Consider the following 23,114-nt stretch of genomic DNA (forward strand, 5'->3'; position numbering starts at 1 on the left):
CTGGCGCGAGCGCGTTTTCTCAGTTGGGGCCAGCATCCGTGAATGGAAGGGGCCACCCCAAAAGAGTGCGCGCCGGTGAGGAAGTCGGCTGGACGCCCCTGGCAATGCCGACCGGGTGGCCCGCGCTGCGAGGGCCAGCCCGAGCTTACTTACAGCGCGGCTTCGAGCACGCGGCGGCTCACCTCGGGCGTCACGTCGCGGTGCTCGCCCAGCCGCACCATGCCGTGCGCCTCCAGTTGCGCCACCAGCGTGTCCACGCTGTCAGCGCCCAGGCCGTAGGCCGACAGCCGGGTGGGAATGCCCATGCGCTCGAAGAAATCGCGCGTGGCGGCGATGGCGGCGTCGATGCGCTCGTCCTCGGTGCCGGTGCGGATGCCCCACACACGTTCGCCGTACTGCAGCAGCTTGGCGCGCTTCGGACCGCGTTGCGCCTGCAGCAGGGACGGCAGCACCACGGCCAGCGTGCGCGCATGGTCGATGCCGTGCAGCGCGGTGATCTCGTGGCCGATCATGTGCGTGGCCCAGTCCTGCGGCACGCCCGCGCCGATCAGTCCGTTGAGCGCGAGGGTGGCGGTCCACATCAGGTTGGCGCGGTCGTCGTACACCGGCTCGGGCGCGGCCAGGATGCGCGGGCCGATCTCGATCAGCGTCTGCAAAATGCCCTCGGCAAAGCGGTCCTGCACCGCCCCGTCCACGGGGTAGGTGAGGTACTGCTCCACCGTGTGCACGAAGGCATCGACCACGCCGTTGGCCAGCTGCTGCGGCGGCAGGGTGTAGGTCTTGGTGGGGTCGAGCACCGAGAACACCGGGTAGGTGTGCGGGCTGCCGAAGGCCAGCTTGGCGCCCTTGGCGCGGTGCGTGATCACGCCGCCGTTGTTCATCTCCGAGCCCGTGGCGGGCAGGGTGAGCACCGTGCCGAAAGGCAGCGCGCGGGCCACGTTGCTGCCGCGCTTTTCCAGGATGGCCCAGGGGTCGCCAGCCTCGAACGGCACGGCCGCGGCGATGAACTTCACCGCATCGATCACCGAGCCGCCGCCCACCGCCAGCAGGAAGTCGAACCCGCCCTCGCGGATCTGCGCCACGGCGTTCATCGCGGTCTCGTAGCTCGGGTTGGGCTCGATGCCCGCGAACGTGGCGTGCTGCCGGGCCCCGAGCGCCGCCCGCACCTCGGCCAGCGTGCCGGTCTTCTCGGCGCTGGCGCCCCCCACCAGGATCAGCACCTTGGCCTGGGCCGGCACCAGCCGCTCCAGGTCGGCGATGCGGCCTTTTCCGAAGGCGATGTGCGTGGGGTTGTGGAAGTCGAAATTCAGCATGGGGGTTTTCTCCTGGGGGACGTTATGGGGTGGCGTGGTGCGCCAGCGCCGGAGTGCGGCCAGCGATGCACGCCGGTCATGGCCCCGGCCAACGAGGGGCGATTTCCCAGAGATGGGGACGAATGCCGGGTTGTAAAGCCGTCCATCCGGGGCGAACGGGTCGCCACAGCACCAGGGTGGCTCCGCTCAGGGCCTCAGCCGGTACGGGAGTGCATGAAGAAGGTCGTGACCTGGAGCAGATTGGGGATGTCGCTCACGGCCACGAGCTTTTGGCGCTTGTCGATGGACTCGAGCTTGACGCGCAGTTGGTTGCCTACCACCAAGGTCAAGACGCTGGGCACGGGAGCGTCGTACGCAAACTTCAAGAGGGCATTGGGCATCGGGTTTTTGAAAAAGAAGAAGCGGCCGGGATCGTCCAGCGCGCCAAAGCGTTCGCGAAGGGCGCTACCGCACAACCCCTGCGAAAGGAGGCATCCGGACGGTGATCCCAACGCGCTGGCATTGGTCCACGATGCGGTCCGCCCAGGCACGGGTCACAAGGAAGGTGCTGGTTCCTACCTCGTCCTGAGTGGCCACCACGTCTGTCTTCAAATTGACAGGGTTGGAGTTCACCAGCCCTGCCGCCTCGCTGGCGGGATCTTCGCGCGGGCCGCCGGGGTCATTGGTCAAGGTGTAGATCCTCGCCCCCGTGATCCACACCATCCAGATCGTGTCGCGCTCCGCTGGCTGCGCGGCATCAAGCCGCTCCTGCACGAAGCAAAAGCGGTTTTCGCGCCGATTCTGGCGAAGCTTGCGCAAGAACGCCTTGAGGGTGTCCGCCGAAGCGATGTGGCCGAACGCCGGTTTCGAGAAAGCAGAATCGGCCGGGACTGGCAATGCACGTTGGCCGGCGGCCTGCGTGGCCCCGGCAGCACCGACCATCAACAAAGCGGCAAAGGCCAGGACGGCCGGCCGGCGCAAAGCCATTCCCGCGAAGGCATGGAGCCAAGGGGCAGGCGGGATATCGAATGCATGGCAAATCGGGAGAAACACGAGGGCGCCGTAGTTTAAATCCCGATTTTCAATTCGTTCCGCCTGGCGGGATATCTGCGCTTCGCAGGGGCTCCGCAACCCTTTGCCCTCAATCCAGCTTCACCCCCGCCGCCTTGATGATCTCCCCCCACCGCTTGGCCTCCGCGCGGGCCATCGCGCGGAACTGCTCGGGCGAGCCGGCCAGGGGCTCCATGCCGAAGTCCTGCATGCGCTTGACCACCGGCGGGCTGGCCAGGGCCTTGTTGACCTCGGTGTTGAGGCGGGTCACCAGCGCGGGCGGCAGGCCGGCGGGGCCGAGCACGCCCTGGAAGGCATAGACCTCGGTGTTGGGCACGCCGGCCTCGGCCAGCGTGGGCACGTCGGGCAGGCCGGGCACGCGCCTGGCCGAGCCGATGGCGAGCGCCCGCACCTTGCCGGCCTGAATCACCGGCAGGCCGGCGGCCAGGTCGAGGAACATGCAGGGCACCTGCCCGCCCATCACGTCCTGCAGCGCAGGCGCCGCGCCGCGATAGGGAATGTGGGTCAGGAAGGTCTGCGTGCGGTTCTTGAACATCTCCATCGCCAGGTGGTGCGGCGAGCCGTTGCCCGGTGAGGCGTAGTTGAGCTTGCCCGGGTTGGCGCGCGCGTAGGCCAGCAGGTCCTTGACGGTCTTGGCCTCGAAGGCCGGGTGCACCACCAGGGCGAGCGGAAAGCGGCTCAGGCCGGCGATGTAGGTGAAGTCTTTTTCCGGGCTGAACGGCAGCTTGCTGAACAGGTGCTCGTTGTAGGCCAGCAGGGCGTTGTCGGCCGACATGAGCGTGTAGCCGTCGGGCTTGGCGGTGGCGACCATCTGCGCGCCGATGTTGGTGGAGGCGCCGGGGCGGTTGTCCACCACGATCTGCTGGCCCAGCGGGCCGCGCAGGGCCTCGGCCACGGTGCGCGCCAGCACGTCGGTGCCGCCGCCGGCCGGGTACGGCACGACCCACCGAAGGGGCTGGCTGGGGTAGTCGGACTGGGCGTGGGCGGCAGCCCAGGGCATGGCGGCGCCGGCGGTGGCGCCAGCGGCGGCCAGGGCGTTTTTAAGCAGGGTTCTGCGGTGCATGGTTTTGTCTCCTTCAAGGGAATGGCTGGGGGAAACGGATGCGCCAGTCAAGCATCCATGTTTTTCTATTTGCTATTATTTTTATAGCTATATGCCCTAGATATCATTGCGCCGGCGCCTGATTTGGCCTGGAATCATTTCCAGCCCCGCGAGGCGGTGCGGCTTCCGGCGCCGGCGTCGGGAACGCCACGCGCTGCACGCGAAAACCCTGCTGCGCCATCAGCGCCGGCAGCCCCTGCTGCCCCACCATGTGCAGCGCGCCCACGGCGGCGAACACGGTGTGACCGGCAGCGTGGACGGCCGCGATGCCGCGCGCCATGCCGGGGTTGCGGGCGTCCACCATCTGCCGGTATTCGGCCTGCTCGGCGTCGCTGGCGAGGCACTCGCACCATTGCGGATAGGTCTGCAGCACGTTCAGGCGCCCGTCGGCCCAGGCCCGGGTGAGCGTGGTGATGGAGCGCTGCGCCTGGCCGCCTTCGAGCTGGTCGAGCGCGGACCCCACGGCGGCCGCGGTGCGGGCCGGGTCGTCGGAGGTGAGCAGGCGGATCTGCTGCTCGGGGGTTTCCAGCGCCACGATGGGCTTGGCCGTCGCGCGGGCCATGCCGGCGATGACGGCGTCGATGCCATAGGCCAGGTCCACGCCCGAGCGGCGCGCCGACTGCCCCACGAGCGTCACGGCCTGCAACTCGGGCCGCAGGCGCGCGATGGCCGGCGCCAGGCAGGCGGCGTCCACCTGGGCGGCGAGGTGGGCGGCCAGGGCCGGCGGCAGCGGGGGCGCACCGGGCGGGGCCACCATGGCCGCCTGCAGGGCCTGCATCACGGCCGGGTCCAGCAGGTCGAGTTCGAGCGCCACGCGGTCCGAGGCCATCACGGCCGCGCGCACCGTCGGGCCGGGGAACATCCAGCCGCGCTCGGCGGCGTGCACGGTGCCATAAAGCCAACTGGTGCGCCCGCCCTTGTCGATGCGCCACAGCAGGCCGCGGTCGCGCGCGTGGCGCAGGGCCTGCGGCATCTCGGCCGGATCGAAGGGAGCCGCTTCGGGCGGGCAGGAACGCGGAGCGCTGCGGCTGGCGTCACTGGTGGCACTGGCTGGGGCAGCGGCAGGCGCGGCAACGGCCGGCGCCTGCTGCGCCAGCAAGGCGCCCGGCAGCACCAGCCACGCCGCCAGCGCGAGCCGGGCCAGCCCCGCGCGGGTCGTCATTGCGGGGCCGCGATGTTCTGGTCGATGGCGCCGAACAGGCTCTGGCCGGCCTTGTTCTTCATCTCGATGCGGATGGTGTCGCCGAACTTCATGAACTCGGTGGAGGGCTTGCCGTCCTGGATGGTCTCGATGCAGCGCTTTTCGGCGATGCAGCTGTAGCCCTTGGGCCACTCGGTGCGGCCGTTCTGCTCCACGCCGCGGTTGCTCACCGTGCCGCTGCCGATGATGGAGCCCGCGCGCACGTTGCGCGTCTTGGCCACGTGGGCGATGAGCTGGCCGAAGTGGAAGGTCATCTCGGGGCCGGCATCGCACATGCCGACCTTGCGGCCGTTCCAGGTCGATTGCAGCGTGAGGTTCACGCGGCCCTGGTCCCAGGCGTCGCCCAGTTCGTCGAGGGTGATGGCGACCGGGCTGAACGCGGTGGCCGGCTTGGACTGGAAGAAGCCGAAGCCCTTGGCCAGTTCGGCCGGGATGAGGTTGCGCAGCGAAACGTCGTTGGCCAGCATGACCAGGCGGATGCCGTCCAGCGCCTGCTCGGGCGTGGTGCCCATCTTCACGTCGCCGGTGACGACGGCGATCTCGGCCTCGAAGTCGATGCCCATGGCCTCGCTCGGCACGACCACGTCGTCGCGCGGGCCGATGAAGTCGTCGCTGCCGCCCTGGTACATCAGCGGGTCGGTGTAGAAGCTCTCGGGCACCTCGGAGTTGCGCGCTTTTCGCACCAGTTCGACGTGGTTGATGTAGGCGGAGCCGTCCGCCCACTGGTAGGCGCGCGGCAGCGGGGCCATGCACTGGGCGGGATCGAAGGGAAACGCGTGCGGGGCGCGGCCGGCGTTGAGCTGGTCGTACAGGTCCTGCAGCTGGGGCGACAGGAAGCCCCAGTCGTCCAGCACCTGCTGCAGGCGGCTCGCGATGCCGGTCGCATAATGGGCCGTGCCCAGGTCGCGGGAGACGACGACCAGCTGGCCGTCGCGGGAACCATCTTTGTAGGTGGCGAGTTTCATGGGGCTCAGACCTCTTGTCTTCCAACGCACCGGCGGCGGGTGCCCGGCACGAATTACGAATGGTTAAATTGATTTAACTAAACAAAACTCTGGAAATTCTAGTGCAGATGGACAAGGAACGGGCAGGCATACAGTCGGTGGAAGTCGGCTTCGCCCTGCTGGAGGGGCTGACCCGGTCGCGCGGACCGCTGATGCTCAAGGACCTCGCGGCCACAGCCGGCATGAGCGCCGCCAAGGCGCACCGCTACCTCGTGAGCTTCCAGCGCCTGGGGCTGGTGGCGCAGGACCCGGGCACCGCGCGCTACGACCTGGGGCCGGCCGCCCTCAAGCTGGGCCTGGCCTCGCTCGCGCGGCTCGATGCGATGCGCCTGGCGCGCGAGCGCATGCCCGCGCTGATGGACACCATCGGCCACACCCTGGCGCTGGCCGTGTGGGGCAACCGGGGCCCGACCATCGTGCACTGGGAGGAATCGCCCCAGGCCGTGACCGCCAACCTGCGCCTGGGCGACGTCATGCCGCTGCTGGCCTCCGCCACCGGCCGCTGCTTTTGCGCCCACCTGCCGCGCGAGACCACGGCCGCGCTGCTGAAAGAAGAGCTGACCCACGCCGCCAAGCTGGGCCGAACCGACCTGCCCGCCAGCCCCGCCGCCGTCGATGCCCTGCTGCACGAGGTGCGCGAGCGCGGCTCGGCCCGGGTGGTGGACACCCTGCTGCCGGGCATCGTCGCGTTCTGCGCCCCGGTGTTCGACGCCGACGGGCACCTGGCCCTGGGCATCACCACGCTGGGCTCGGTCGCCACGTTCGACCCGGCCTGGGGCGGCGCCATCGACGCACCGCTGCGCGCCGCCGCCCAGGCGCTGTCGCGCGACCTGGGCCACGGTTGCGCATGAGCGGGCCGGGGCCAAGGGCGGGCCGCGCAGGCGCTGCGGGCTTGCCGTCCCTGTCGTACGGGCACTGACCCATGCCCCGCCGCGCCCTCGTTCTGCTGACCCTGCTGGTGCTGGCCGTGCACGCCTGGGTGATTGCCGGTCTGCCCCTGGGCGGCGGGCAGGACCGCGGCGCGCCGGTGCGCATGGCCTTCCACACCCGCACCGTGGCGCCGCCGCCTGCGCCAGAAGCCCCCGCCACGCCGCCGCCGGCCGAAGCCGCTCCGGCCCCTGCGCCCACCCCGCCCGCTGCAGCAACCAAACCCCGGCCCCGGCCGGCCCCCGTGCGCAAGCCAGCCACCCCTGCGCCCGCGCCATCGATGCCCGTTGCGCAGGAAGCGCCGCCGATGCCCCCGGGCGATGCCTTGGCCACGGCAGAGACTCCCGCCGCAGACACCACGGCCATGGCATCGGCTGCAAACGCCGTGCCGGAGGGCGCGGCCTCCGAGACAGCCACGGCGCCCGAGCAGGCCGCCGCCGCTGCGTCCAGCCCCGCATCGGCCGCAGCCGCCTCGCCCACCGCGGCTGCCTCTTTCCCGGCCGACAGCCCACAGGACAGCAGCGCGGGCGTGGACATCCGCCCGCCCGGCGCAGGCGCCAACACCGCCAGCACCACGCCGCCGCCCGCGCGCCTGCCCGATCCGGTGCGCCTGGAATTCGAGGTGAACGGCCAGGCCAAGAAGTTCAACTACCGCGCCAGCGCCGAACTGCTGTGGCGCCACGACGGCGCCCGCTACGAGGCCCGGCAGGAGATCAAGGCCTTCCTGATCGGCGCGCGCTCGCAGACCAGCACCGGCCAGGTGACCGCCAGCGGCCTGCAGCCCGAGCGCTTCGGCGACAAGGCCCGCAGCGAGCAGGCTGCGCATTTCAACTTCGGCCAGGGGCGCGTGACCTTCAGCGCCAACACGCCGCAGGCCGCCATCGGCGCCGGTGCGCAGGACCGCCTGAGCGTGTTCATCCAGCTGGGCGCCCTGCTGGCCGCCGCCCCCGAGCGCTACCCCGACGGCACCCAGATCACCCTGACCACCGTGGGCGCGCGCTACGCCGACCGCTGGACCTTCACCGTGGAAGGCACCGAGATGCTGGACCTGCCCCGCGGCGCCACCCCCGCGCTCAAACTGCAGCGCCTGCCACGCAAGGAATACGACCAGAAGGCCGAACTGTGGCTGGCGCCATCGCTGGGCTTTCTGCCCGCGCGCATCCGCATCACGCAGTCCAACGGCGACTTCGCCGATCTGCGCCTGAGCGCCAACGCGCCGCCTTGAATCGCATCCCCGGGCGCGGCGGACCGCCCGAGACCCTGTGCGGTTTCGCCCACATCTGCGTGGGACAGTGCGGTTACTTCGCTAATCCGGCCGCTCGCTCGCAGGATTCATGAAATACTGTTTTCACGCAGCCGGCGGGTTTTCACCGACCGCCGCATGCGCCAGGGCTTGAACTTAGCGACCTGGGTGGCCATCTGACAGCAACACACCGACAGAGGAACACCATGCACATGCTCTATGACTCCGAAACCTTCGTGGTGGTCCACATGCAGCCGGATGCCGCCGCGGACGGTGCCCCCAAAGGCTGGCCCACCCCGCCCCAGTTCGCGCGCCACGGCTTCGAAATCGTGGACAAGCGCTCCGGCAAAGAGGTGTACCTGGACGGCTCCTGGGCCGAAATGTTCCAGCAGCAGATCCTGGCCTGGCAGCGCGACACCCCCACGCAGGAGGAGGTCGAAGACACGCTGGACGGCTACGTGGGGCTGGCGCAGAACCCGGTGGTGGTGCACTGACGCGCGGCAGGTGACACGGCGCGTGCGTGGTCCTTCGCCCCTCTCGCGCCGCCAATGCCGCGACCTATCGATTCAGATTCAATCGACGCGCTCGCCTGTGTGCTGCCCAAGCCACCGGGTGCCTGACGCCGTGAGCCGGTAGCGCTGGTTTTTGCTGTTCGGCTTGTCCGGCATGGTCCTTTCCACCAGGCCCGCAGCCAGAGCGGGCAGCAGGTAGGCCTTGCGAAAATGCTCCGCATGTTTGAGGCCCACAGCGTCCATCAACGACGCACGGGGCATCTCCCCCTGCAAAACCCCGAGAAGCCTCGCGACTTCCGCGGTGACTTCCGCGGTGACTTCCGCGGTGACTTCCGCGGTGATCGGTTGGGCCAGCGGGTGCACCGGCAATCGCACCACGAACGACAACCGCTCGTCGTCGGTTTCGAACACCGGCTCCGGTGACCCATTGGCACGCATCGCCTTGAGAATTTTCGGGATGCCCGTGGCGCGGCCTTCCGTGAGCCGAAGCTCCTTGAGGAACTCACCGATGCGCCGGTTGCGGTAGCGCCGGCTGACGGCACGGCCTGTCCGCAGATCCTCCAACCGCACCGACCGATCCGGCCCCGGGTAACTCAGCACCACCAGTTCATCCGGGCCGATGCGGACCTCCACCGGATCGTGGCTTTCGTAAGTGCGGTGGTACACCGCATTGACCAAGGCCTCCTCCACCGCCGCGAACGGGAAATTCCAGGCCCGAGTGGCCTCGGCCCGCTGGGGGTGCTTGGCCACCGTTTCGTGCAGGTAGTTGCGCTGCAGGTAATCGAGCGCCTCACGAACCATGCGCGACAACGGGCCCTGGAAAGACTTCTCGACGATGACATCCCCGCCAGTGCCTTGGGGAAACGCCACTACATCCACCTGTGCGCCCGGAAAGAAATGCGTGGGCGCCTCGTTGAAGAACAGCAGCCCCACGTTCTTGGGCCAGGGCGACTCGGCAGGTCCGCCCACCACATTCATCTGCCGGCCCAGCGCTTCGACCGACAGGTCGGCCGCATCGGCGGCCAATGCACTATGCACCTCCTGCAGGAATGCCTGCATCAACGGCTTGGACAGCGAAGCCACCGTGGTTGCCTGACAAAACCGGTCGTCCCAAGGCACCTTGGCCGTCAGGCTCAGCAGCTCCTGCTCCGCCTCGCCCTTGGCCTGCACGGTGCTGCTGTAGCGGCGGATATAGGGGTACCAGACCTTGTGCCTGGCCGTCACCGCTTCCGGCACTTTGTAGGGCCGGTTCTGCCCGCCGGGCGCCCACAGCACCATCAGATGGCGGCCTTGCACGACCTCCAGGCTCAGCACGGGAAAGTAGGGCGGCTGCATCAACTGGCATGCAGCCAGCAGTTCCCGCTGGATCTTGTCGAGTTGATTCGCCGCCAGCCCCTTGGGCGGAAAGACGGGCTGGCCGTTGGCATCGCAGTCCTGCCCGATCACCACATAGCCACCGCCCAGGTTTTCGAAGTCGTTGGCAAACGCGCACAGCGTGCGAAGGATGGCATCGGGATTCCAGCCCTCCTTGTATTCGATCCGCTCCCCCTCCACGGTGCGCTGGTGCAGCAGATCGAGCAGGTTGATGGGCAGCTTGGGTTGCGTGGGCTGAAGCATGGTGCGGGCAATCTAGCATGGGCGTTCCGCAAGCCTGCCGGCCGGTCACCCGGCCGACGCATCCCCCGGATAAATCCACCGATACAGCGGCGCCACCAGCAGCAATACGGCGATCAGCCGGCACACCTGGAAGGCCGTCACCACCGGCACGCCCAGCTGCAGCACCTTGGCGGTGATCGACATCTCGGCGATGCCGCCGGGGGCAGAGGCGAGCACCATCGTCACCCAGTGCAGCCCGGTGGCCCGGGACAGCGCCACCGCGAACAGCGCGCACACGGCGAGCAGCACCAGCGTGCCGATCGCCACCGAGCCCAGCCAGCGCGGCGCGGTGTGCAGAAAGCCCGGGCGAAAGCGCACGCCCAGGCTGACGCCGATCACCAGTTGCGCCGCGTTGACCAGCGCCTGCGGCACGGCCGACAGCGTGATGCCTGCCATGGCCAGGGCCATCGAGACCAGCAGCGCGCCCATGAACCAGGGGTTGGCGCGGCCCAGGCGGTCCATCGCCAGCGCGCCCAGGCCGGTGAGGCCGGCCAGCAGCGCCAGCCCCTGCACGTCCACCACGCGCACGGCGGGCGGCAGCAGGTCCAGGCCGTGCAGGCCGCTGAACTGCAGCGCGAACGGAATGGTCACCGTCACGATCACCAGCCGCAGGCTGTGGCTGGCGGCCACGAGGTCGGTGCGGGCGTGCTCGCGCTCGGCCAGCAGCGTCATCTCCGACGCCGCCCCGATGGCGCCCGAGAAATAGCTGGTCGCGCGCACCACCGGCGCCGGGACGCCCGGCAGGTGCGGCGCGTGCACGCGGTACAGCCATGCGCCGAACAGCCAGCCCCCGAACAGCGCCCACGCCACGCCCAGCGCGATCGCCCACCACATCCCCGCCACCAGCGCCGTGACGTGCGGCGTGAAATACAGGCCCAGCACCGCGCCCAGGGTCCATTGCCCGGCATTGCGCAGCCGCCGCGAACTGGCCGTGGGCACGCCCGAGATGGACAGCAGCGCGGTGGCCACAAGCGGGCCGATCATCCAGGGCAGCGGCGTGTGCAAGGCCAGGCACACCACCGCGGCAGCGAGGGCCAGGGCCAGGGTGAGAAGGATGCGGGCGGGGGGAAAAGAGAGCATCGGCGGGCGCGGAGCAGCGAAATCCAGGGGAGGGGAAAGTATCGCCCGCACAGCGCCAGCCCCCTTCCCGCACCCAGGATTGCAATGAAAAAGACCGAATGCCCTAGTATTCATTGCCCTCGATGCTATTTAATTGATAGCAAACCATTCCACCGAGGTCAGGAGGGCCGGGCCTCGGGGCGAAGCGGCTCGTCCGGGGCCGCAGCCCCGGGCCCGGCCAGGGCGCCCAGTGCGCCGGCCAGCGAGGCGTGCGTGAAAACATACCCCTCGGCAAGGGCGCGCCGTGGCACCGCGCGCTGTCCGCACAGCAGGAGTTCGGACATCTCCCCCAGCGCAGCGCGCAGGGGCCACGCCGGCATCCGCAGCAGGACCGGCCGGCCGAAGGAGGCCGCCATCGCCGCGGCGAACCGCGCCTGCGACGGCACGTCCGGCGCCACGGCATTCACGGGGCCGGCCATGCCGGGGTGGGACAGGGCATGGCAGACCAGGCCCACCGCATCGTCCCGGTGAATCCACGGCACAGGCTGCCGGCCACTGCCGAGCACGGCGCCGAGTCCGGCCCGTGCGGCCCAGGCCAGCGGCGGATAGGCCCCGCCCTGCGGCCCCAGCACCAGGCCCATCCGCAGGCAGACCACGCGCACGCCCAGGGCACGTGCCTGGCCTGCCGCGCGCTCCACCCGGGCACACAGGTCCGACTGGAAGCGCCCGGGCTGCGGCGCGCCGCGTTCGTCCAACGGGGTGTCCGCAGCGGGCACCCCGTAGAAACCCACGGCCGAGGCCCCCACCAGCACGGCGGGCGGGCAGTGCAGGCGCTGCATCAGCCCCAGGAGCTGCCGCGCCGTCCCGACCCGGCTCGTGACCAGTTGCTGGCGCCGCGCGCGGGTCCACGGCCTGCCCAGGACCGGCGCGCCGGCCAGGTGGACCACGGCGTCGATGCGCGTCTCGCCCGGGATGTCCTCCAGGCGGTCCAGCGCCCAGACCTGCGGGCCGAAGGTCGCGCGGGCCTGCAGCGGATCACGCGTCCAGACGATCACACGCCGCCCTTCGCCTTGCAGCCGGCGCACCAGCGCCGTGCCGATGAAGCCCGTCGCGCCCGTCACCAGCACGGCCGGCCCGTGGGCGGCAACGGGCCGCGGGCCCTGGGATTGCACGGCCGCCCGCAGCCGCACGACGGCGACCACGTTGCGAACGCTCCAGGCCAGCACCACCAAGGCCGCCACCGTGAACAGCCAGGACCAGGCCCCGTGTTCGACCCGCACCACGCCGGTCGGCAGGGCGGCATGCGCCGCGAAAAGGGGCGCGATCACGCCGACCAGCACGCCATAGCTCACCGCCAGCAGCGTGTGGAGCACCCGCTCGGCGGGCGGCAGGCGGCGGCTGCGGTCCTCCTCCAGGAAGTCCGCCGCGGTGATCACGATCTCCACCGCCAGCAGGGCCGTGGGCAGCAGCACCCACCCGCCCTGCCACTGCACCCAGGCGAACCCCAGGAAGAGCACGCCGTAGATGGCCTCGCGCGCCGCATGCAGCAGCAGCTCGTGGCGGGCCGACGTGCGCTGCGGCAGGCGGGCGGACCACTCGTGGTGCCAGAGGTTGTCGAACGCCCCCATCAGGGACTGCACCGCCAAGACGATGAAAACGATGTCCATGGAATCACTCCTCGGGATCGGTGAACACACCGGTTTGAAAAAACGTGCAGCCCCACAGCGGGTGCGCCATGTCCAGGGTGAAGCGGAACGTGCCCGGCCCTTCGTCGCGGTGCTCGACCCGGCACCGCCCCGGCGTGAGCCAGTCGGGAATGGGCACGCAGAACGCGCCCAGCGCCAGGAAATACCGGCGGCTGTAGAACACCAGGGCCCCGTCCTCGACCACCACGTCAAGCGCCATGGACAGCCCGCCGCTCGTGCGCTCCTGCAGGCCGCCGTCCGGGCCGCGCAGCTTGGTCGAGCGCACGACGGCGGCGTCGCGCCGCCCCGGCAGGCGAAGGTGGCGCTCCCACACGACACCGCCGCGCGCGTCGCAGGACACCCGCACCTCGGCGGGAACCCCGTCCTCGTCCGCATCCAGCAGCGGCCCGCCCAGCAGGCGCGATGCCCAGGCAAAGCACCGGCCCAGGCGGGACCGCCGGACGTCCAGCGCGCCGCTGTAGCGCACCGGCGCATGGCCTGCCGCGAAACGGCGGCGGATCGCCGGCGAAAGCCGGTGCCATTGCGCCGCGCCCAGCAGTGCGGCCAGGTCCAGGGGCGCCGGCGCCTCGGCAGGGGCGCGGGCATCGGCATCGCGGGGCAGTGAGAGCGGGGTGGCGGTCTTCATGCCTTCTGTATTGCAGGGCACGTGCCAGCGCACAAACCGTTGATTTCAAACGGTTTTTTAATCCGCCTGTCAACGCGGTAGACAGCTGCGGCGGGCGCACTGTCGACACGGTTTACAGTGCCGGATGGCCATTCACATCGCGCTCGCCCTGGCATTCGTCCAGACCCTGGCCCTGTCCGGCGTGCTGTGGCTGTGGGCCCAGCACGTGGCGGGCGCCCGGCTGCTGATCGTCTTCCTGCTCGGCGTGGGGCTGTGGATCGTGGGCAACGAACTGCCCAACTGGGCCGGCATCGGCACCGCGCCCTTCGCCATGGCCCTGCTGGCGACGGTGCCCATCACGTCCGCGGCGTTCCTGCACTTTTGCGCCATCTTCACCGGCCAGCGGCTGCCGACCTGGGCGCTGCGGCTGGCCTACGGCGCGGCATGCGGCGCAACCGCGCTGTCCTGGTGGGTGCCGCCGGGCGCGTTCGAGCACTTTCCGCCGTTCACCGGTGTGCAGTGGGTGGTGGTGCCCAATGCGGCCGGCTGGACCACCAGCCTGGTCTGGGCCACCTGCGCGAGCGCGGGCCTGATCGTGCTGGCCAAGGCCTTCTGGCGGACGCGGGTGGCCACCGAACGCCGGCAGATCGCGGCCGTGGCCCTCTCGTGCGGCTGGGGGCTGATGTGCATCTCGGGCTACGCGTTCGCGGCCCTGCGCATTCCCCAGTACCCCTGGCAGGTGCTGGCTTTCCCCGCGTACCCGCTGATCCTGGTCTACGGCATCCTGCGCTACCGGGTCTTCATGGCCAACGCCTGGGCGCGGCGGGCCCTGGCCTGGGCGATCGTGCTGTTCCTGGGCCTGCTGGCCGTGCCGCTGACCTTGCTGCTGCCGGTGGAGTCGCGCTGGCTCACCTCCGCCGTGGTGGCCGCCACCTGCCTGGCCTGGAGCGGGCCGGTGCGCCGGCTGGCCGAGCGCCTGGTCTATCCCGGGGGCACTCCCACGGCGCACGACCTGGGCACCTGGCGCGGCGCGCTGTCCACGGCCCAGTCGCTCGACGAACTCTCGTCCATCGCCGCCTCGCTGCTGTCCCAGCGCATGGGCGTGGCCGTGCGGGTCGTCACGGGCCCCTCGCTCTCCCCCGATCCGCACACCCCCACGGTGCACTGCCGCAAGGACGGCGCCCAGTGGCAGGCCCACCTGCACGGCTTCGAGCAGGCGCCGCCCGGGCAGCGGCACCTGGCGGAGCTGTTCGGCACCGTGCTCGTGCAGGCGGCGGGCCAGGTGGAAAACGCTGCGGCCGCAGAGCAGCGCGAGCGCGAGCGGCAGTTGCAGGCCCGCCTGGCCGAATTGGGCTCGCTCGCGGCCACGGTCGCGCACGACCTGCGCAACCCGCTGAACGTGATCGCCATGGCCACGGCCTTTTCACCGGCCGAGGTCCGCCAGGACGTTCAGGAACAGATCGCCCGCATCTCGCGCCTGGCGGAGGACCTGCTGGACTACGCCAAGCCCTGGCAGATCGAGCCGCGGGCCATCGACCTCTCGCAGCACGTGCGCCAGGCGATCCGCCACGCCCCTTCTGTGGAACTGGGGCCCGGGCTGGACGGGCCCTGCCCCGTGCACGCCGACCCCGCGCGGCTGGACCAGGTGCTGGCCAACCTCCTCACCAACGCCCAGGCCGCCGCAGGCCAGCGGCGGGTGCACGTGGATGCCGAGCCGGGCGTGGACGGTCTGCGGCTGCATGTCTGCGACGACGGGCCCGGCATTCCCGCCGAGCTGCGCGAGCGGCTGTTCCAGCCCTTCGCCTCGCGCAGCCCGGGCGGCACCGGGCTGGGCCTGGCCATCGTCGCGCGCATCATGGCCGCGCACGGCGGCACGGCCGCACTGACCGAGCGCCCGCCCTGGCGCACCTGCTTCACCCTGACCTTCCCCCCTCGACCATGACCCCTTCCCCCTCCCTGGGCCACATCCTGCTGGTGGACGACGAGCCCGCCTACCAGCGGCTGGGCAGTTCCTTCCTGCGCGAACTGGGCCACCGGGTCACCGTGGCCGGCAGCGGCGACGAGGCCGTCTGGGCGTTCGGCCAGGACCGCGCCCATGTGGTGCTGCTCGACCTCGCCATGCCGCCCAGCATGGACCCCGAAGCGGGCCTGGAGCTGATCGGGCGGTTCGCGGGCTCGGTCGTGGTGGTCCTGAGCGGCCATGGCGACCGGGAACTCGCCCTGCGCGCCGCCGAGAAGGGCGCGTGGGACTTCCTCACCAAGCCCATCGACCCGGACATGCTGCGCTTCGTCGTCTCGCGCGCCATGCACAAGTCTCGCCTGGACGAAGAGCTGCGGGAGCTGCGCGCGCGCGAGGGCAGCGAAGACCTGGGCATCGTCGGCCAGTCGCCCGCCGCGCAGCAGCTGCGCGCCATGGTGCGCCGCGTGGCCGGCACCTCGGTGAGCGTGATGGTGCTCGGGCCCACCGGCACGGGCAAGGAGCTGGTGGCCCGCGCCCTGCACCACTGCAGCGCGCGCCGGCAGGGCCCTTTCGCGGTCATCCACTGCGGCGCCCTGTCCAGCGAACTGCTGGAGAGCGAGCTTTTCGGCCACCTGAAAGGCAGCTTCACCGGCGCCCACCGCGACCAGCCGGGCCTGGTGGAAACCGCGCACGGCGGCACGCTCTTCCTGGACGAAGTGGGCGAGATGCCGCCCGCCATGCAGGTCAAGCTGCTGCGCTTCCTGCAAGAGGGCACCTTCCTGCCCGTGGGCGGGCGCGAGATGAAGAAGGCCGACGTGCGCGTGGTGTCGGCGACGCACCGCGACCTGGAGGGCATGATCCAGGACGGCGGCTTTCGCGAAGACCTCTTTTACCGGCTCAAGGGCGTGGTGATGCGCATCCCGTCCCTGGCCGAGCGGGGCATGGACGTGCCGCTGCTGGCCGCGCACTTTCTGCGCCGCGTGGCGCCGCATGCCCTGTTCGCGCCCGACGCCCAGGCCTGGCTCGCCACGCAGCCCTGGCCGGGCAACGTGCGCCAGCTCCGGGCCCTGGTGGAGTCGGCCGGTGCGCTGATCGCCCCGGGCCACCTGCGCATCGACCTCGACCTGTTGCGGTTCGCCAGCGGCGACCTGGCGCACCTGCCGGATGCGGGCCCTGCCGATGCGGCAGCGGCCACCCCCGCCGGCGCGCTGGATGCGGCCATCTTCGAGCTGGAAACCCGCATGGTGCGGGAGGCGATGGAGGCCACCCAGGGCAACCAGTCGGAAGCCGCGCGCCGCCTGGGCATCTCCCGCGCAGGGCTGATCAAGAAGCTCACCCGGCTGGGCCTGCGCTAGCGCGCGCCGGCCACCGGCCCTGCCCGCCCCTTACCCTCCCCTTACCCTCCCCTCAGCCGCACGTGCCCAGGTGCCCGCACTGCGTGCAGTAGTCGCAGCCGTCCTTTCGGATCACCGCGTGCGCGCCGCACTCGGGGCACTTCTTGCCGGCCATCGCGGGCGGCATGCCCATGGGCGCCTCGGGCTCGTCCAGCGGCAGCACCTGCTGCACCGGGTCGGGCACGCGGCTGGCCAGGATGTTCTGGATCGCGTAGGCCATGGCGGCCACCTCGGAGTCGTGCCACAGCGGCACGCGCGTGCCGTCCTCGCGCTGGCGCGTGCCCAGGCGCACGGGGCCGCGGTCCCACGCCACCTTGCGCATGTCGCTCAGGGCGCGCTCCAGGAAGCCGCCGCGCGCGGCCAGCGAAAGCATGCGCATGCTGGAGGTGATCCACTGCTGCGACTCGCCGCTCTGCCCCACGGGCATGAAGAACTCGATGGCGCGGTCCACCGTGCCCGTGCCATGGGCGTTCGGCACCGGCATGAACGACACCACCAGGTACAGCGTCTTGTGGCCCTCCTGCGTCCAGTACTCCACCTTCTCGGCGACGGCCGGCAAGGCGCCCTTGGGGCGGCTTTCGATCACGGTGCGCATCGGATCGATGGGGGCGGAGGACGTTGTCGTCGCTGCGGCCGCTGCCGATGCGGGTGCGGCCGGCGCCGGCTCGGCCTCGGGCGCATGCGTCTCCAGCACGGCGCCCAGGATGGTGTTGGGCCGGTAGGTGGCCAGTCCCTTGAGGCGCGCGCGCCAGGCGGCGAGGTACAGGCCCTTGAAGTCCTCGTAAGGGTAGTCGGCCGGCACGTTCACCGTCTTGGAGATCGCCGTGTCCACGAAGGGCTGCACCGCCTCCATCATGGCGATGTGGTCGGCTGCGGGCATGGACAGCGCGCTCACGAAGTAGTCGGGCAGCGCGTTCACATCGCCGCCCAGCTCGCGGTACAGCCGCCAGGCGTGGTCTTCCACGGCGTATTCGCTCATGCGGCCGTCGCCCTCGCGCTTCCTGCGCTTGTAGGTCCACGAGAACGGCGGCTCGATGCCGTTGGAGGCGTTGTCGGCGAAGGCCAGGCTCACCGTGCCCGTGGGCGCGATCGACAGCAGATGGCTGTTGCGGATGCCGTGCTCGCGGATCTGCGCCTGCAGCGCCTGCGGCAGCCGGCTGGCGAAGGTGCCGGGCGCGAGGTAACCCGCGGCGCCGAACTTCGGGAACGCCCCTTTCTCGCGCGCCAGCGCCACCGACGCGGCATAGGCCGCATCGCGCAGGCGCTCGGCGATCTGCGCGGCCATGGCGCGGCCCGCGTCGCGGTCGTAGCGCAGGCACAGCATGGCCAGCGCGTTGCCCATGCCGGTGAAGCCCACGCCGATGCGCCGCTTGGCGGCCGACTCCGCGCGCTGCGCCTCCAGCGGCCAGAAAGTCACGTCCAGCACGTTGTCGAGCGCGCGCACCTGCGTGGCGACGCTCTGCTCGAAGGCCTCGAAATCGAAGGCCGGCGCGCCCGCCAGCCCGAACGGGTTGCGCACGAAGCGCGTGAGGATGATGGGCCCCAGGTCGCAGCAGCCGTAGGGCGGCAGCGGCTGCTCGCCGCAAGGATTGGTCGCCGCGATCGCCTCGCAGTAATGCAGGTTGTTGTCGCGGTTGATCGCATCGAGGAACAAAATGCCCGGCTCGGCGAAGTCGTAGGCCGACCGCATGATGGTGTCCCACAGGTCGCGGGCCGGCACGGTGCGGTACACCCACTGGCCGTCGGTGCGCTGCACCGCGCCCTGCGCCAGCAGCGCGGCGCAGGGGCGTGCGGGGTGCACCAGGTCCCACGGCTGGCCATCGGCCACGGCCTGCACGAAGGCGTCGGTCACGCCGACCGACACGTTGAAGTTGTTCCACCGCCCGGGGGTGCGCTTGGCGGTGATGAACTCGAGCACGTCGGGGTGGTCGATGCGCAGCACGCCCATCTGCGCGCCGCGCCGCGCGCCGGCGCTCTCCACCGTGGAGCACGACTGGTCGAACACGTTGATGTAGCTGCACGGCCCCGAGGCCAGCGAGGCCGTGCCCTTGACCTGCGCCCCCTTGGGACGGATGCGCGAGAAGTCGTAGCCCACGCCGCCGCCGCGCCGCATGGTCTCGGCGGCCTCGCGCAGGGCCTCGTAGATGCCGGGGTAGCCGCCGTCGTCCACGCCCTGGATGCAGTCGCCCACGGGCTGCACGAAGCAGTTGATGAGCGTGGCCTGGATGTCGGTGCCGGCGGCGCTCATGATGCGCCCCGCTCCGATGGCGCCCGCACGCAGGTTGGCGAGAAAGCGCGCCTCGTGCGCCTCCCGCCCGGCAGCGGGCTCGACCGAGGCCAGGGCCCGCGCCACGCGGCGGTAGAGGTCCTGCACGTCCGTCTCGCCGGGCTTGAGGTACTTTTCTCGCAGCACATCGAGGCTGATGGGCTGCACGGGGGTGGCGTCGGACGCCACGGGGGTGAAAGGGTCGCGTTGCATGTCGCTGGGCTTTTGCGGGGGCACAAGGCACCCGTTTTACTCCCGTGGGCCGCGGGCCGGGTTGCCCAATGTCAACGAGGGCGGCGAGGGTTTTTCAGGGGATGAAAAGGCAGGGGTGTAGGGTCTGCGAAGCCCAGGCCGGGACGCCTTCACGCACGGGGGCTGCGCGCCCCGTTGCGTTTGTTTCCTGAATGGAAACGCTGTGATTCCTCCGCCGGGGCTTATGCGGCCCGGCCGTTGGCCGCACATTCCAGTCAACGTGCCACGGGTGCCCCTTGGCGCCCGTTCCCACGCAGCCATCCCGTGCCCCTCATTCAAGGAACCTCCATGTCCCCCACCGCCGAACTGGCCGCCGAACTCGAAACCGTCACCTCCGAAGCCGATGCCACCCCGCTGATCGAGCGCCTGCAATGGCGCTATGCCGCCAAGAAGATGGACCCGGCCCGCACGGTGCCGCAAGACAAGGTCGAGCGCATTCTCGAGGCGGCGCGGCTCGCGCCCACCTCCAGCGGGCTGCAGCCGTTCGAGATTCTTCTGGTCACCAGCCCGGAGGTGCGCCAGCGCATCCAGGCCATCGCGTGGAACCAGGCCCAGATCACCGAGGGCTCGCACCTGCTGGTGTTCGCCGCGTGGGACGACTACACGCCCGAACGCATCAACGCCATGTTCGACTACACCAATGCGGTGCGCGGCTTCAAGAACGAAGGCTGGGAGAACTACCGCAACATGCTGCTGGGCACCTATCCGCAGCGCGGCGCCGAGGTGAACTTCCAGCATGCGGCCCGGCAGGTCTATATCGCCCTGTCGGCCGCGCTGATGGCCGCGGCCTACGAAGCGGTGGACAGCACGCCCATGGAGGGGTTCGATCCCGACGCGCTGGATGGCATCCTGAACCTGCGCGCCCGCGGGCTGCGCAGCGTGGCGATCATGCCGCTGGGCTACCGCCAGGCCGAGCAGGACTGGCTGGCCCCGCTGGCCAAGGTGCGCCGTCCGCGCGAGCAGTTCGTCACCGAGGTGTGAGGCGCAGCCGCGCGTTTGGACCCGGCAGCGCGGCACCTGCATCGCAGGCCCCCGAGGCCCCGCGCATGCCAGCCGATCATCGACCCTGAAATCCGCCGAGGGCATGGCCCTGGCCCGCCAAAGGCCGGTGTGGACTTCAAAGGCGCAGCGCACAAGGTGCTCCGGGTGCATAACACTTGGAGCGTCTACAACACCAGGTTCTCCACGCCAGGAGCCCCCATCAGACCACATGTCGAACCCAAGGGCGACCTGGCAGGCGCCGAGGAAAGGGTCATTTCTGGAAGGCACTGAAGCTGCCGTGCGGCCACAGGGGCAGCATGGCATCGCAACGGCCTGCCGCCGCCCTGTCAGGGCGCCTTTGCACCGCCCTGACAGGGCGCATCGTAGACACAGCGGAACCCCACATACACCACGTCAAAGTCGGCCGGCTTCCATTGCATGGACGCGGCCTGCATCTGCGCCGCGCCATACCACCAGGAGCCGCCGGCGGTGAGTGCGGTATCGCCCTGCCGGTCGGCCAGCCATTCCCAGGCGTTGCCGCCCATGTCGTGCAGCGCGTTGACGCCACCGCGCGTGGCACCGGCCGGTGCCAGCCGCGGCCAGGCGTCGGCGCCGCTGGTGTTAGCGCCTTCAGGCGAATCGCCGGTCGGGTACGGGTAGGTGCGGCCCCGCACGAAGCCGGCACGAGTCCCTGCGCCCTGCTCGGTGTAAGCCGCCAGCGTCCATTGGGCGCGGGTGGGTAGGCGGCCTTGCGCCCAGGCGCAGAAGTCACGCGCCTCGTGCCAGTTGACGTGCACGGCGGGCCATTGCGGGCTGACCGGCGGCACGCCGAAGGGGCGGCGGAAGTTCCAGCCAGCGCGGCGCTCCCAGCCGCGGCCCCATTCGTGGCCGCCGCCCTCCCGTTCCGCCGTGGTGACACGGCCGGTGGCTTGCGCGAACTCGGCGAACCGGGCGATGGTGGTTTCGTGTCGATCAATGGCGAAGTCGCCAACGGACACCCGGTCCTGACCTTGTGCGGCCACCGCAAAGAGTGCGCAGGCCGTGCCGTGCAGGATTGCCTTCGGTGTTGTCATCCGTTCACTCCTGGGCCGGCGTGGTGTCAGGCGGGAACCGGCGCCTGGCGCGAGATCAGCCCCTCGCGCCGCAGCGACTCCCAGAACGATGCGGGAATGGTCACACGCATCGACGCCACGTTGGCCTGGACCTGGCCGGGCGCGCGGGCACCGGGAATGATCGCCGAAACCACCACCGGTGCCGCCGCGAACTGCAGCGCCGCCGTGCGGATATCAATGCCGTGCCGGTCGGCCACCACCGCCAGCCGCGCGCGCTTGTCGGCCGCGCCCGCGGGGATCTGGTCGCTGAAGTGATACCGGTTGCGCCCGCCCAGGAAGCCGTCGTTGAGCGGCGTGCCGACGACCACGGATATGCCCTTGCGCTGCAGTGCCGGGAAGGTGCGCGAGAGCGCCACCTCGTGGTCGAGGATGGAGTACTGGCAGGCCAGCAGCACCACATCGGGCGTCGGCACGTCCGATTCAGCGGCCAGCACGGCGGCGTCGGGCGTGTTGATGCCGAAACCCCAGCCACCAATCATCCCCTGATCGCGCATGCGGGCCAGCTCACCCATGGCACCGCCGGTGCCCGCCGCAACGGCGAAGTGGTCGCGCCACGTGCCTGGCAGTTCGCTGTTGTCGGGCGACAGGTCGTGGATGTAGACGATGTCGATCTTGGGCAGGCCCAGCCGTTGCAGGCTGTCCTCCACCGAGCGGCGCGCACCGGCCGCCGTGAAGTCGTAGCGATACGCCATGGGCGCGGGCTGCACCCACAGCGCGGCATTGGGCAGCGGCCCGCGGCTGGCCTGCAGCATGCGCCCGACCTTGGTGGACACGACGTAGTCGTCGGGATGCTTGCCGCGCAGGAAGTGGCCCAGCCGGTATTCGCTCAGGCCGTAGCCGTAGAACGGAGAGGTATCGAAGTGGCGCACGCCCGCGTCCCATGCGGCCTGCAACACAGCCTGCGCTTGCGCGTCGCTGAGGGCGGCGAAGATGTTGCCGATCTGCGTGCCGCCCAGGCCGAAGCGGAATGCGGGCCGATAACGTTGCCCGGGAGCAGCCGCTGCATTGCGGGGCAGCGCCCGGTCGGTCATCGGCCCCCGCGTAGCCAGGACGCTGCCCCGCTCGGTGAGCGCGGCAGACAGGCCGGGCGCCTGAGCCCGCGCCAGGGGCGAGGCGGCCAGGCCGGTGAACGTGGCGGCGGTAGTGGTTGCGGCATGCAGGAAGTTGCGGCGGTCCATGATGTTTTGATCCTTGGTGAAATGACGAAGTCCGAACAGCGACGACTCGAGGTCGGACGCGAAAGCCGGGGGGAGTGATGACGCGGCGCGCTCACCGCCGCGCTCGCAATGCCGCCTGGGCCCGGCGGACCAGCCCCTGATACTGGTTCTGCTTGTCGGGATACCAGGGCAGCGACTGCACCTTGCCGAAGCCGGCCAGCGCTTCAACGTAGCGCGCCGTGTGCCCGCGCTGCGACGCGTCAGGCAGCAGTCCCGCGTCGCCGACGGTTACCTGCGCACTGCCGTAGAGCGGTGAGGTGTCCACGACCTTGGCACCAGCGCTGACGTACTGGCCGATGACGTCGTACAGATCGGAGCGGGGCGCGCCAGGCAATCGATCGAACGTCAGGAACGTGGCCGGGCCCAGGCTGCCGCGCGGGAACGTGCGGCGGGTGGACATGCGGTGAGTCAGGATGGCCATGGATGCACTCCAAAAAAACGGTGGGCGGGGTGCGCGGTCGCCCCACGCGCCGCGCAGGGCCCCATGGTCCGCACGCAGCTGACCGATGCCGCTCGAACGGATTACAGATTGGTAATCCAACGCGCAGGGGGTGC

The 23,114-nt window shown here is 70.5% G+C and carries 20 protein-coding genes; 6 read left to right on the top strand and 14 right to left on the bottom strand.

What is annotated here, in order from left to right; all coding sequences use genetic code 11:
• Window positions 1–149: 149 nt before the first annotated feature.
• From M5C98_RS20855 to M5C98_RS20880, 6 genes are all read right to left on the bottom strand, one after another.
• Complete coding sequence (locus tag M5C98_RS20855) at window positions 150–1,313, bottom strand: iron-containing alcohol dehydrogenase (RefSeq protein WP_272549341.1); 1,164 nt, start codon at window positions 1,311–1,313, stop codon at window positions 150–152.
• Window positions 1,314–1,507: 194 nt separating this feature from the next.
• Window positions 1,508–1,654, bottom strand: coding sequence for a hypothetical protein (locus M5C98_RS20860; protein WP_272549342.1), 147 nt, complete (start codon window positions 1,652–1,654; stop codon window positions 1,508–1,510).
• 103 nt (window positions 1,655–1,757) lie between these two features.
• A complete protein-coding gene (locus M5C98_RS20865) occupies window positions 1,758–2,279 on the bottom strand; it encodes a hypothetical protein (protein ID WP_272549343.1) in 522 nt (173 codons plus the stop codon).
• 154 nt (window positions 2,280–2,433) lie between these two features.
• The gene (locus tag M5C98_RS20870) at window positions 2,434–3,426 is read right to left on the bottom strand and encodes a Bug family tripartite tricarboxylate transporter substrate binding protein (RefSeq protein ID WP_272549344.1); all 993 of its coding nucleotides are present in this window, start codon (window positions 3,424–3,426) and stop codon (window positions 2,434–2,436) included.
• A gap of 103 nt (window positions 3,427–3,529) precedes the next feature.
• Entirely contained in the window at window positions 3,530–4,627 is a 1,098-nt protein-coding gene (locus tag M5C98_RS20875) for a TraB/GumN family protein (protein WP_272549345.1), read from the bottom strand.
• Entirely contained in the window at window positions 4,624–5,631 is a 1,008-nt protein-coding gene (locus tag M5C98_RS20880; protein ID WP_272549346.1) for a fumarylacetoacetate hydrolase family protein, read from the bottom strand. The genes M5C98_RS20875 and M5C98_RS20880 overlap by 4 nt, the downstream gene beginning before the upstream one ends.
• Before the next feature lie 107 nt (window positions 5,632–5,738).
• On the opposite strand from M5C98_RS20880, the gene M5C98_RS20885 reads away from it, so the two are divergent.
• The 3 genes from M5C98_RS20885 to M5C98_RS20895 all read left to right on the top strand — a co-directional run bounded on the left by M5C98_RS20885 (window position 5,739) and on the right by M5C98_RS20895 (window position 8,334).
• A complete protein-coding gene (locus tag M5C98_RS20885) occupies window positions 5,739–6,521 on the top strand; it encodes an IclR family transcriptional regulator (RefSeq protein ID WP_272553362.1) in 783 nt (260 codons plus the stop codon).
• 71 nt (window positions 6,522–6,592) lie between these two features.
• Window positions 6,593–7,822 (top strand): DUF3108 domain-containing protein, encoded by a 1,230-nt coding sequence (locus M5C98_RS20890; protein ID WP_272549347.1) that lies wholly within the window; start codon window positions 6,593–6,595, stop codon window positions 7,820–7,822.
• 224 nt (window positions 7,823–8,046) lie between these two features.
• Entirely contained in the window at window positions 8,047–8,334 is a 288-nt protein-coding gene (locus M5C98_RS20895; RefSeq protein WP_272549348.1) for a BTH_I0359 family protein, read from the top strand.
• A 78-nt stretch (window positions 8,335–8,412) separates the two neighbouring features.
• Here M5C98_RS20895 and M5C98_RS20900 read toward each other — a convergent pair whose 3' ends face one another.
• The 4 genes from M5C98_RS20900 to M5C98_RS20915 all read right to left on the bottom strand — a co-directional run bounded on the left by M5C98_RS20900 (window position 8,413) and on the right by M5C98_RS20915 (window position 13,398).
• Window positions 8,413–9,969 (bottom strand): Fic family protein, encoded by a 1,557-nt coding sequence (locus tag M5C98_RS20900; protein WP_272549349.1) that lies wholly within the window; start codon window positions 9,967–9,969, stop codon window positions 8,413–8,415.
• Between the two features lie 45 nt (window positions 9,970–10,014).
• On the bottom strand, window positions 10,015–11,088 hold the full coding sequence (locus M5C98_RS20905) for an AbrB family transcriptional regulator (protein ID WP_272549350.1): 1,074 nt from the start codon (window positions 11,086–11,088) through the stop codon (window positions 10,015–10,017).
• A gap of 158 nt (window positions 11,089–11,246) precedes the next feature.
• Window positions 11,247–12,734 carry a TIGR01777 family oxidoreductase gene (locus tag M5C98_RS20910; protein WP_272549351.1) on the bottom strand — a complete coding sequence of 496 codons (1,488 nt, stop codon included), beginning with the start codon at window positions 12,732–12,734 and terminating at the stop codon, window positions 11,247–11,249.
• A gap of 4 nt (window positions 12,735–12,738) precedes the next feature.
• Complete coding sequence (locus M5C98_RS20915; RefSeq protein WP_272549352.1) at window positions 12,739–13,398, bottom strand: DUF4166 domain-containing protein; 660 nt, start codon at window positions 13,396–13,398, stop codon at window positions 12,739–12,741.
• Between the two features lie 124 nt (window positions 13,399–13,522).
• Between M5C98_RS20915 and M5C98_RS20920 the strand changes: the two genes are divergently transcribed.
• Window positions 13,523–15,319, top strand: a complete 1,797-nt coding sequence (locus M5C98_RS20920; RefSeq protein ID WP_272549353.1) for a sensor histidine kinase — start codon at window positions 13,523–13,525, stop codon at window positions 15,317–15,319.
• Complete coding sequence (locus tag M5C98_RS20925; protein ID WP_272549354.1) at window positions 15,316–16,692, top strand: sigma-54-dependent transcriptional regulator; 1,377 nt, start codon at window positions 15,316–15,318, stop codon at window positions 16,690–16,692. Before M5C98_RS20920 ends, M5C98_RS20925 begins: the two co-directional genes overlap by 4 nt.
• A gap of 52 nt (window positions 16,693–16,744) precedes the next feature.
• On the opposite strand, the gene M5C98_RS20930 is transcribed toward M5C98_RS20925, so the two are convergent.
• Complete coding sequence (locus tag M5C98_RS20930) at window positions 16,745–19,210, bottom strand: adenosylcobalamin-dependent ribonucleoside-diphosphate reductase (RefSeq protein WP_272549355.1); 2,466 nt, start codon at window positions 19,208–19,210, stop codon at window positions 16,745–16,747.
• A 432-nt stretch (window positions 19,211–19,642) separates the two neighbouring features.
• Here M5C98_RS20930 and M5C98_RS20935 point away from each other — a divergent pair, with 432 nt between their 5' ends.
• Entirely contained in the window at window positions 19,643–20,230 is a 588-nt protein-coding gene (locus M5C98_RS20935; RefSeq protein ID WP_272553363.1) for a nitroreductase family protein, read from the top strand.
• A gap of 347 nt (window positions 20,231–20,577) precedes the next feature.
• Here the strand turns inward: M5C98_RS20935 and M5C98_RS20940 are convergent, their stop codons facing one another.
• From M5C98_RS20940 to M5C98_RS20950, 3 genes are all read right to left on the bottom strand, one after another.
• Window positions 20,578–21,303, bottom strand: coding sequence for a formylglycine-generating enzyme family protein (locus tag M5C98_RS20940; RefSeq protein WP_272549356.1), 726 nt, complete (start codon window positions 21,301–21,303; stop codon window positions 20,578–20,580).
• 26 nt (window positions 21,304–21,329) lie between these two features.
• The gene (locus M5C98_RS20945; protein WP_272549357.1) at window positions 21,330–22,520 is read right to left on the bottom strand and encodes an aldo/keto reductase; all 1,191 of its coding nucleotides are present in this window, start codon (window positions 22,518–22,520) and stop codon (window positions 21,330–21,332) included.
• A 91-nt stretch (window positions 22,521–22,611) separates the two neighbouring features.
• Window positions 22,612–22,980 (bottom strand): hypothetical protein, encoded by a 369-nt coding sequence (locus tag M5C98_RS20950; protein WP_272549358.1) that lies wholly within the window; start codon window positions 22,978–22,980, stop codon window positions 22,612–22,614.
• Window positions 22,981–23,114 lie beyond the last annotated feature (134 nt).

The sequence above is a fragment of the Acidovorax sp. NCPPB 3576 genome, assembly GCF_028473605.1.
Classification (GTDB): Bacteria; Pseudomonadota; Gammaproteobacteria; order Burkholderiales; family Burkholderiaceae_C; genus Paracidovorax.

Excerpts from the sequence above, each read along its gene's own strand:
- M5C98_RS20855 (WP_272549341.1), bottom strand. The coding sequence starts at position 1,313 with ATGCTGAATTTCGACTTCCACAACCCCACGCACATCGCCTTCGGAAAA.
- M5C98_RS20865 (WP_272549343.1), bottom strand. The coding sequence starts at position 2,279 with ATGGCTTTGCGCCGGCCGGCCGTCCTGGCCTTTGCCGCTTTGTTGATG.
- M5C98_RS20870 (WP_272549344.1), bottom strand. The coding sequence starts at position 3,426 with ATGCACCGCAGAACCCTGCTTAAAAACGCCCTGGCCGCCGCTGGCGCC.
- M5C98_RS20875 (WP_272549345.1), bottom strand. The coding sequence starts at position 4,627 with ATGACGACCCGCGCGGGGCTGGCCCGGCTCGCGCTGGCGGCGTGGCTG.
- M5C98_RS20880 (WP_272549346.1), bottom strand. The coding sequence starts at position 5,631 with ATGAAACTCGCCACCTACAAAGATGGTTCCCGCGACGGCCAGCTGGTC.
- M5C98_RS20885 (WP_272553362.1), top strand. The coding sequence starts at position 5,739 with ATGGACAAGGAACGGGCAGGCATACAGTCGGTGGAAGTCGGCTTCGCC.
- M5C98_RS20890 (WP_272549347.1), top strand. The coding sequence starts at position 6,593 with ATGCCCCGCCGCGCCCTCGTTCTGCTGACCCTGCTGGTGCTGGCCGTG.
- M5C98_RS20895 (WP_272549348.1), top strand. The coding sequence starts at position 8,047 with ATGCACATGCTCTATGACTCCGAAACCTTCGTGGTGGTCCACATGCAG.
- M5C98_RS20900 (WP_272549349.1), bottom strand. The coding sequence starts at position 9,969 with ATGCTTCAGCCCACGCAACCCAAGCTGCCCATCAACCTGCTCGATCTG.
- M5C98_RS20905 (WP_272549350.1), bottom strand. The coding sequence starts at position 11,088 with ATGCTCTCTTTTCCCCCCGCCCGCATCCTTCTCACCCTGGCCCTGGCC.
- M5C98_RS20910 (WP_272549351.1), bottom strand. The coding sequence starts at position 12,734 with ATGGACATCGTTTTCATCGTCTTGGCGGTGCAGTCCCTGATGGGGGCG.
- M5C98_RS20915 (WP_272549352.1), bottom strand. The coding sequence starts at position 13,398 with ATGAAGACCGCCACCCCGCTCTCACTGCCCCGCGATGCCGATGCCCGC.
- M5C98_RS20920 (WP_272549353.1), top strand. The coding sequence starts at position 13,523 with ATGGCCATTCACATCGCGCTCGCCCTGGCATTCGTCCAGACCCTGGCC.
- M5C98_RS20925 (WP_272549354.1), top strand. The coding sequence starts at position 15,316 with ATGACCCCTTCCCCCTCCCTGGGCCACATCCTGCTGGTGGACGACGAG.
- M5C98_RS20930 (WP_272549355.1), bottom strand. The coding sequence starts at position 19,210 with ATGCAACGCGACCCTTTCACCCCCGTGGCGTCCGACGCCACCCCCGTG.
- M5C98_RS20935 (WP_272553363.1), top strand. The coding sequence starts at position 19,643 with ATGGACCCGGCCCGCACGGTGCCGCAAGACAAGGTCGAGCGCATTCTC.
- M5C98_RS20940 (WP_272549356.1), bottom strand. The coding sequence starts at position 21,303 with ATGACAACACCGAAGGCAATCCTGCACGGCACGGCCTGCGCACTCTTT.
- M5C98_RS20945 (WP_272549357.1), bottom strand. The coding sequence starts at position 22,520 with ATGGACCGCCGCAACTTCCTGCATGCCGCAACCACTACCGCCGCCACG.
- M5C98_RS20950 (WP_272549358.1), bottom strand. The coding sequence starts at position 22,980 with ATGGCCATCCTGACTCACCGCATGTCCACCCGCCGCACGTTCCCGCGC.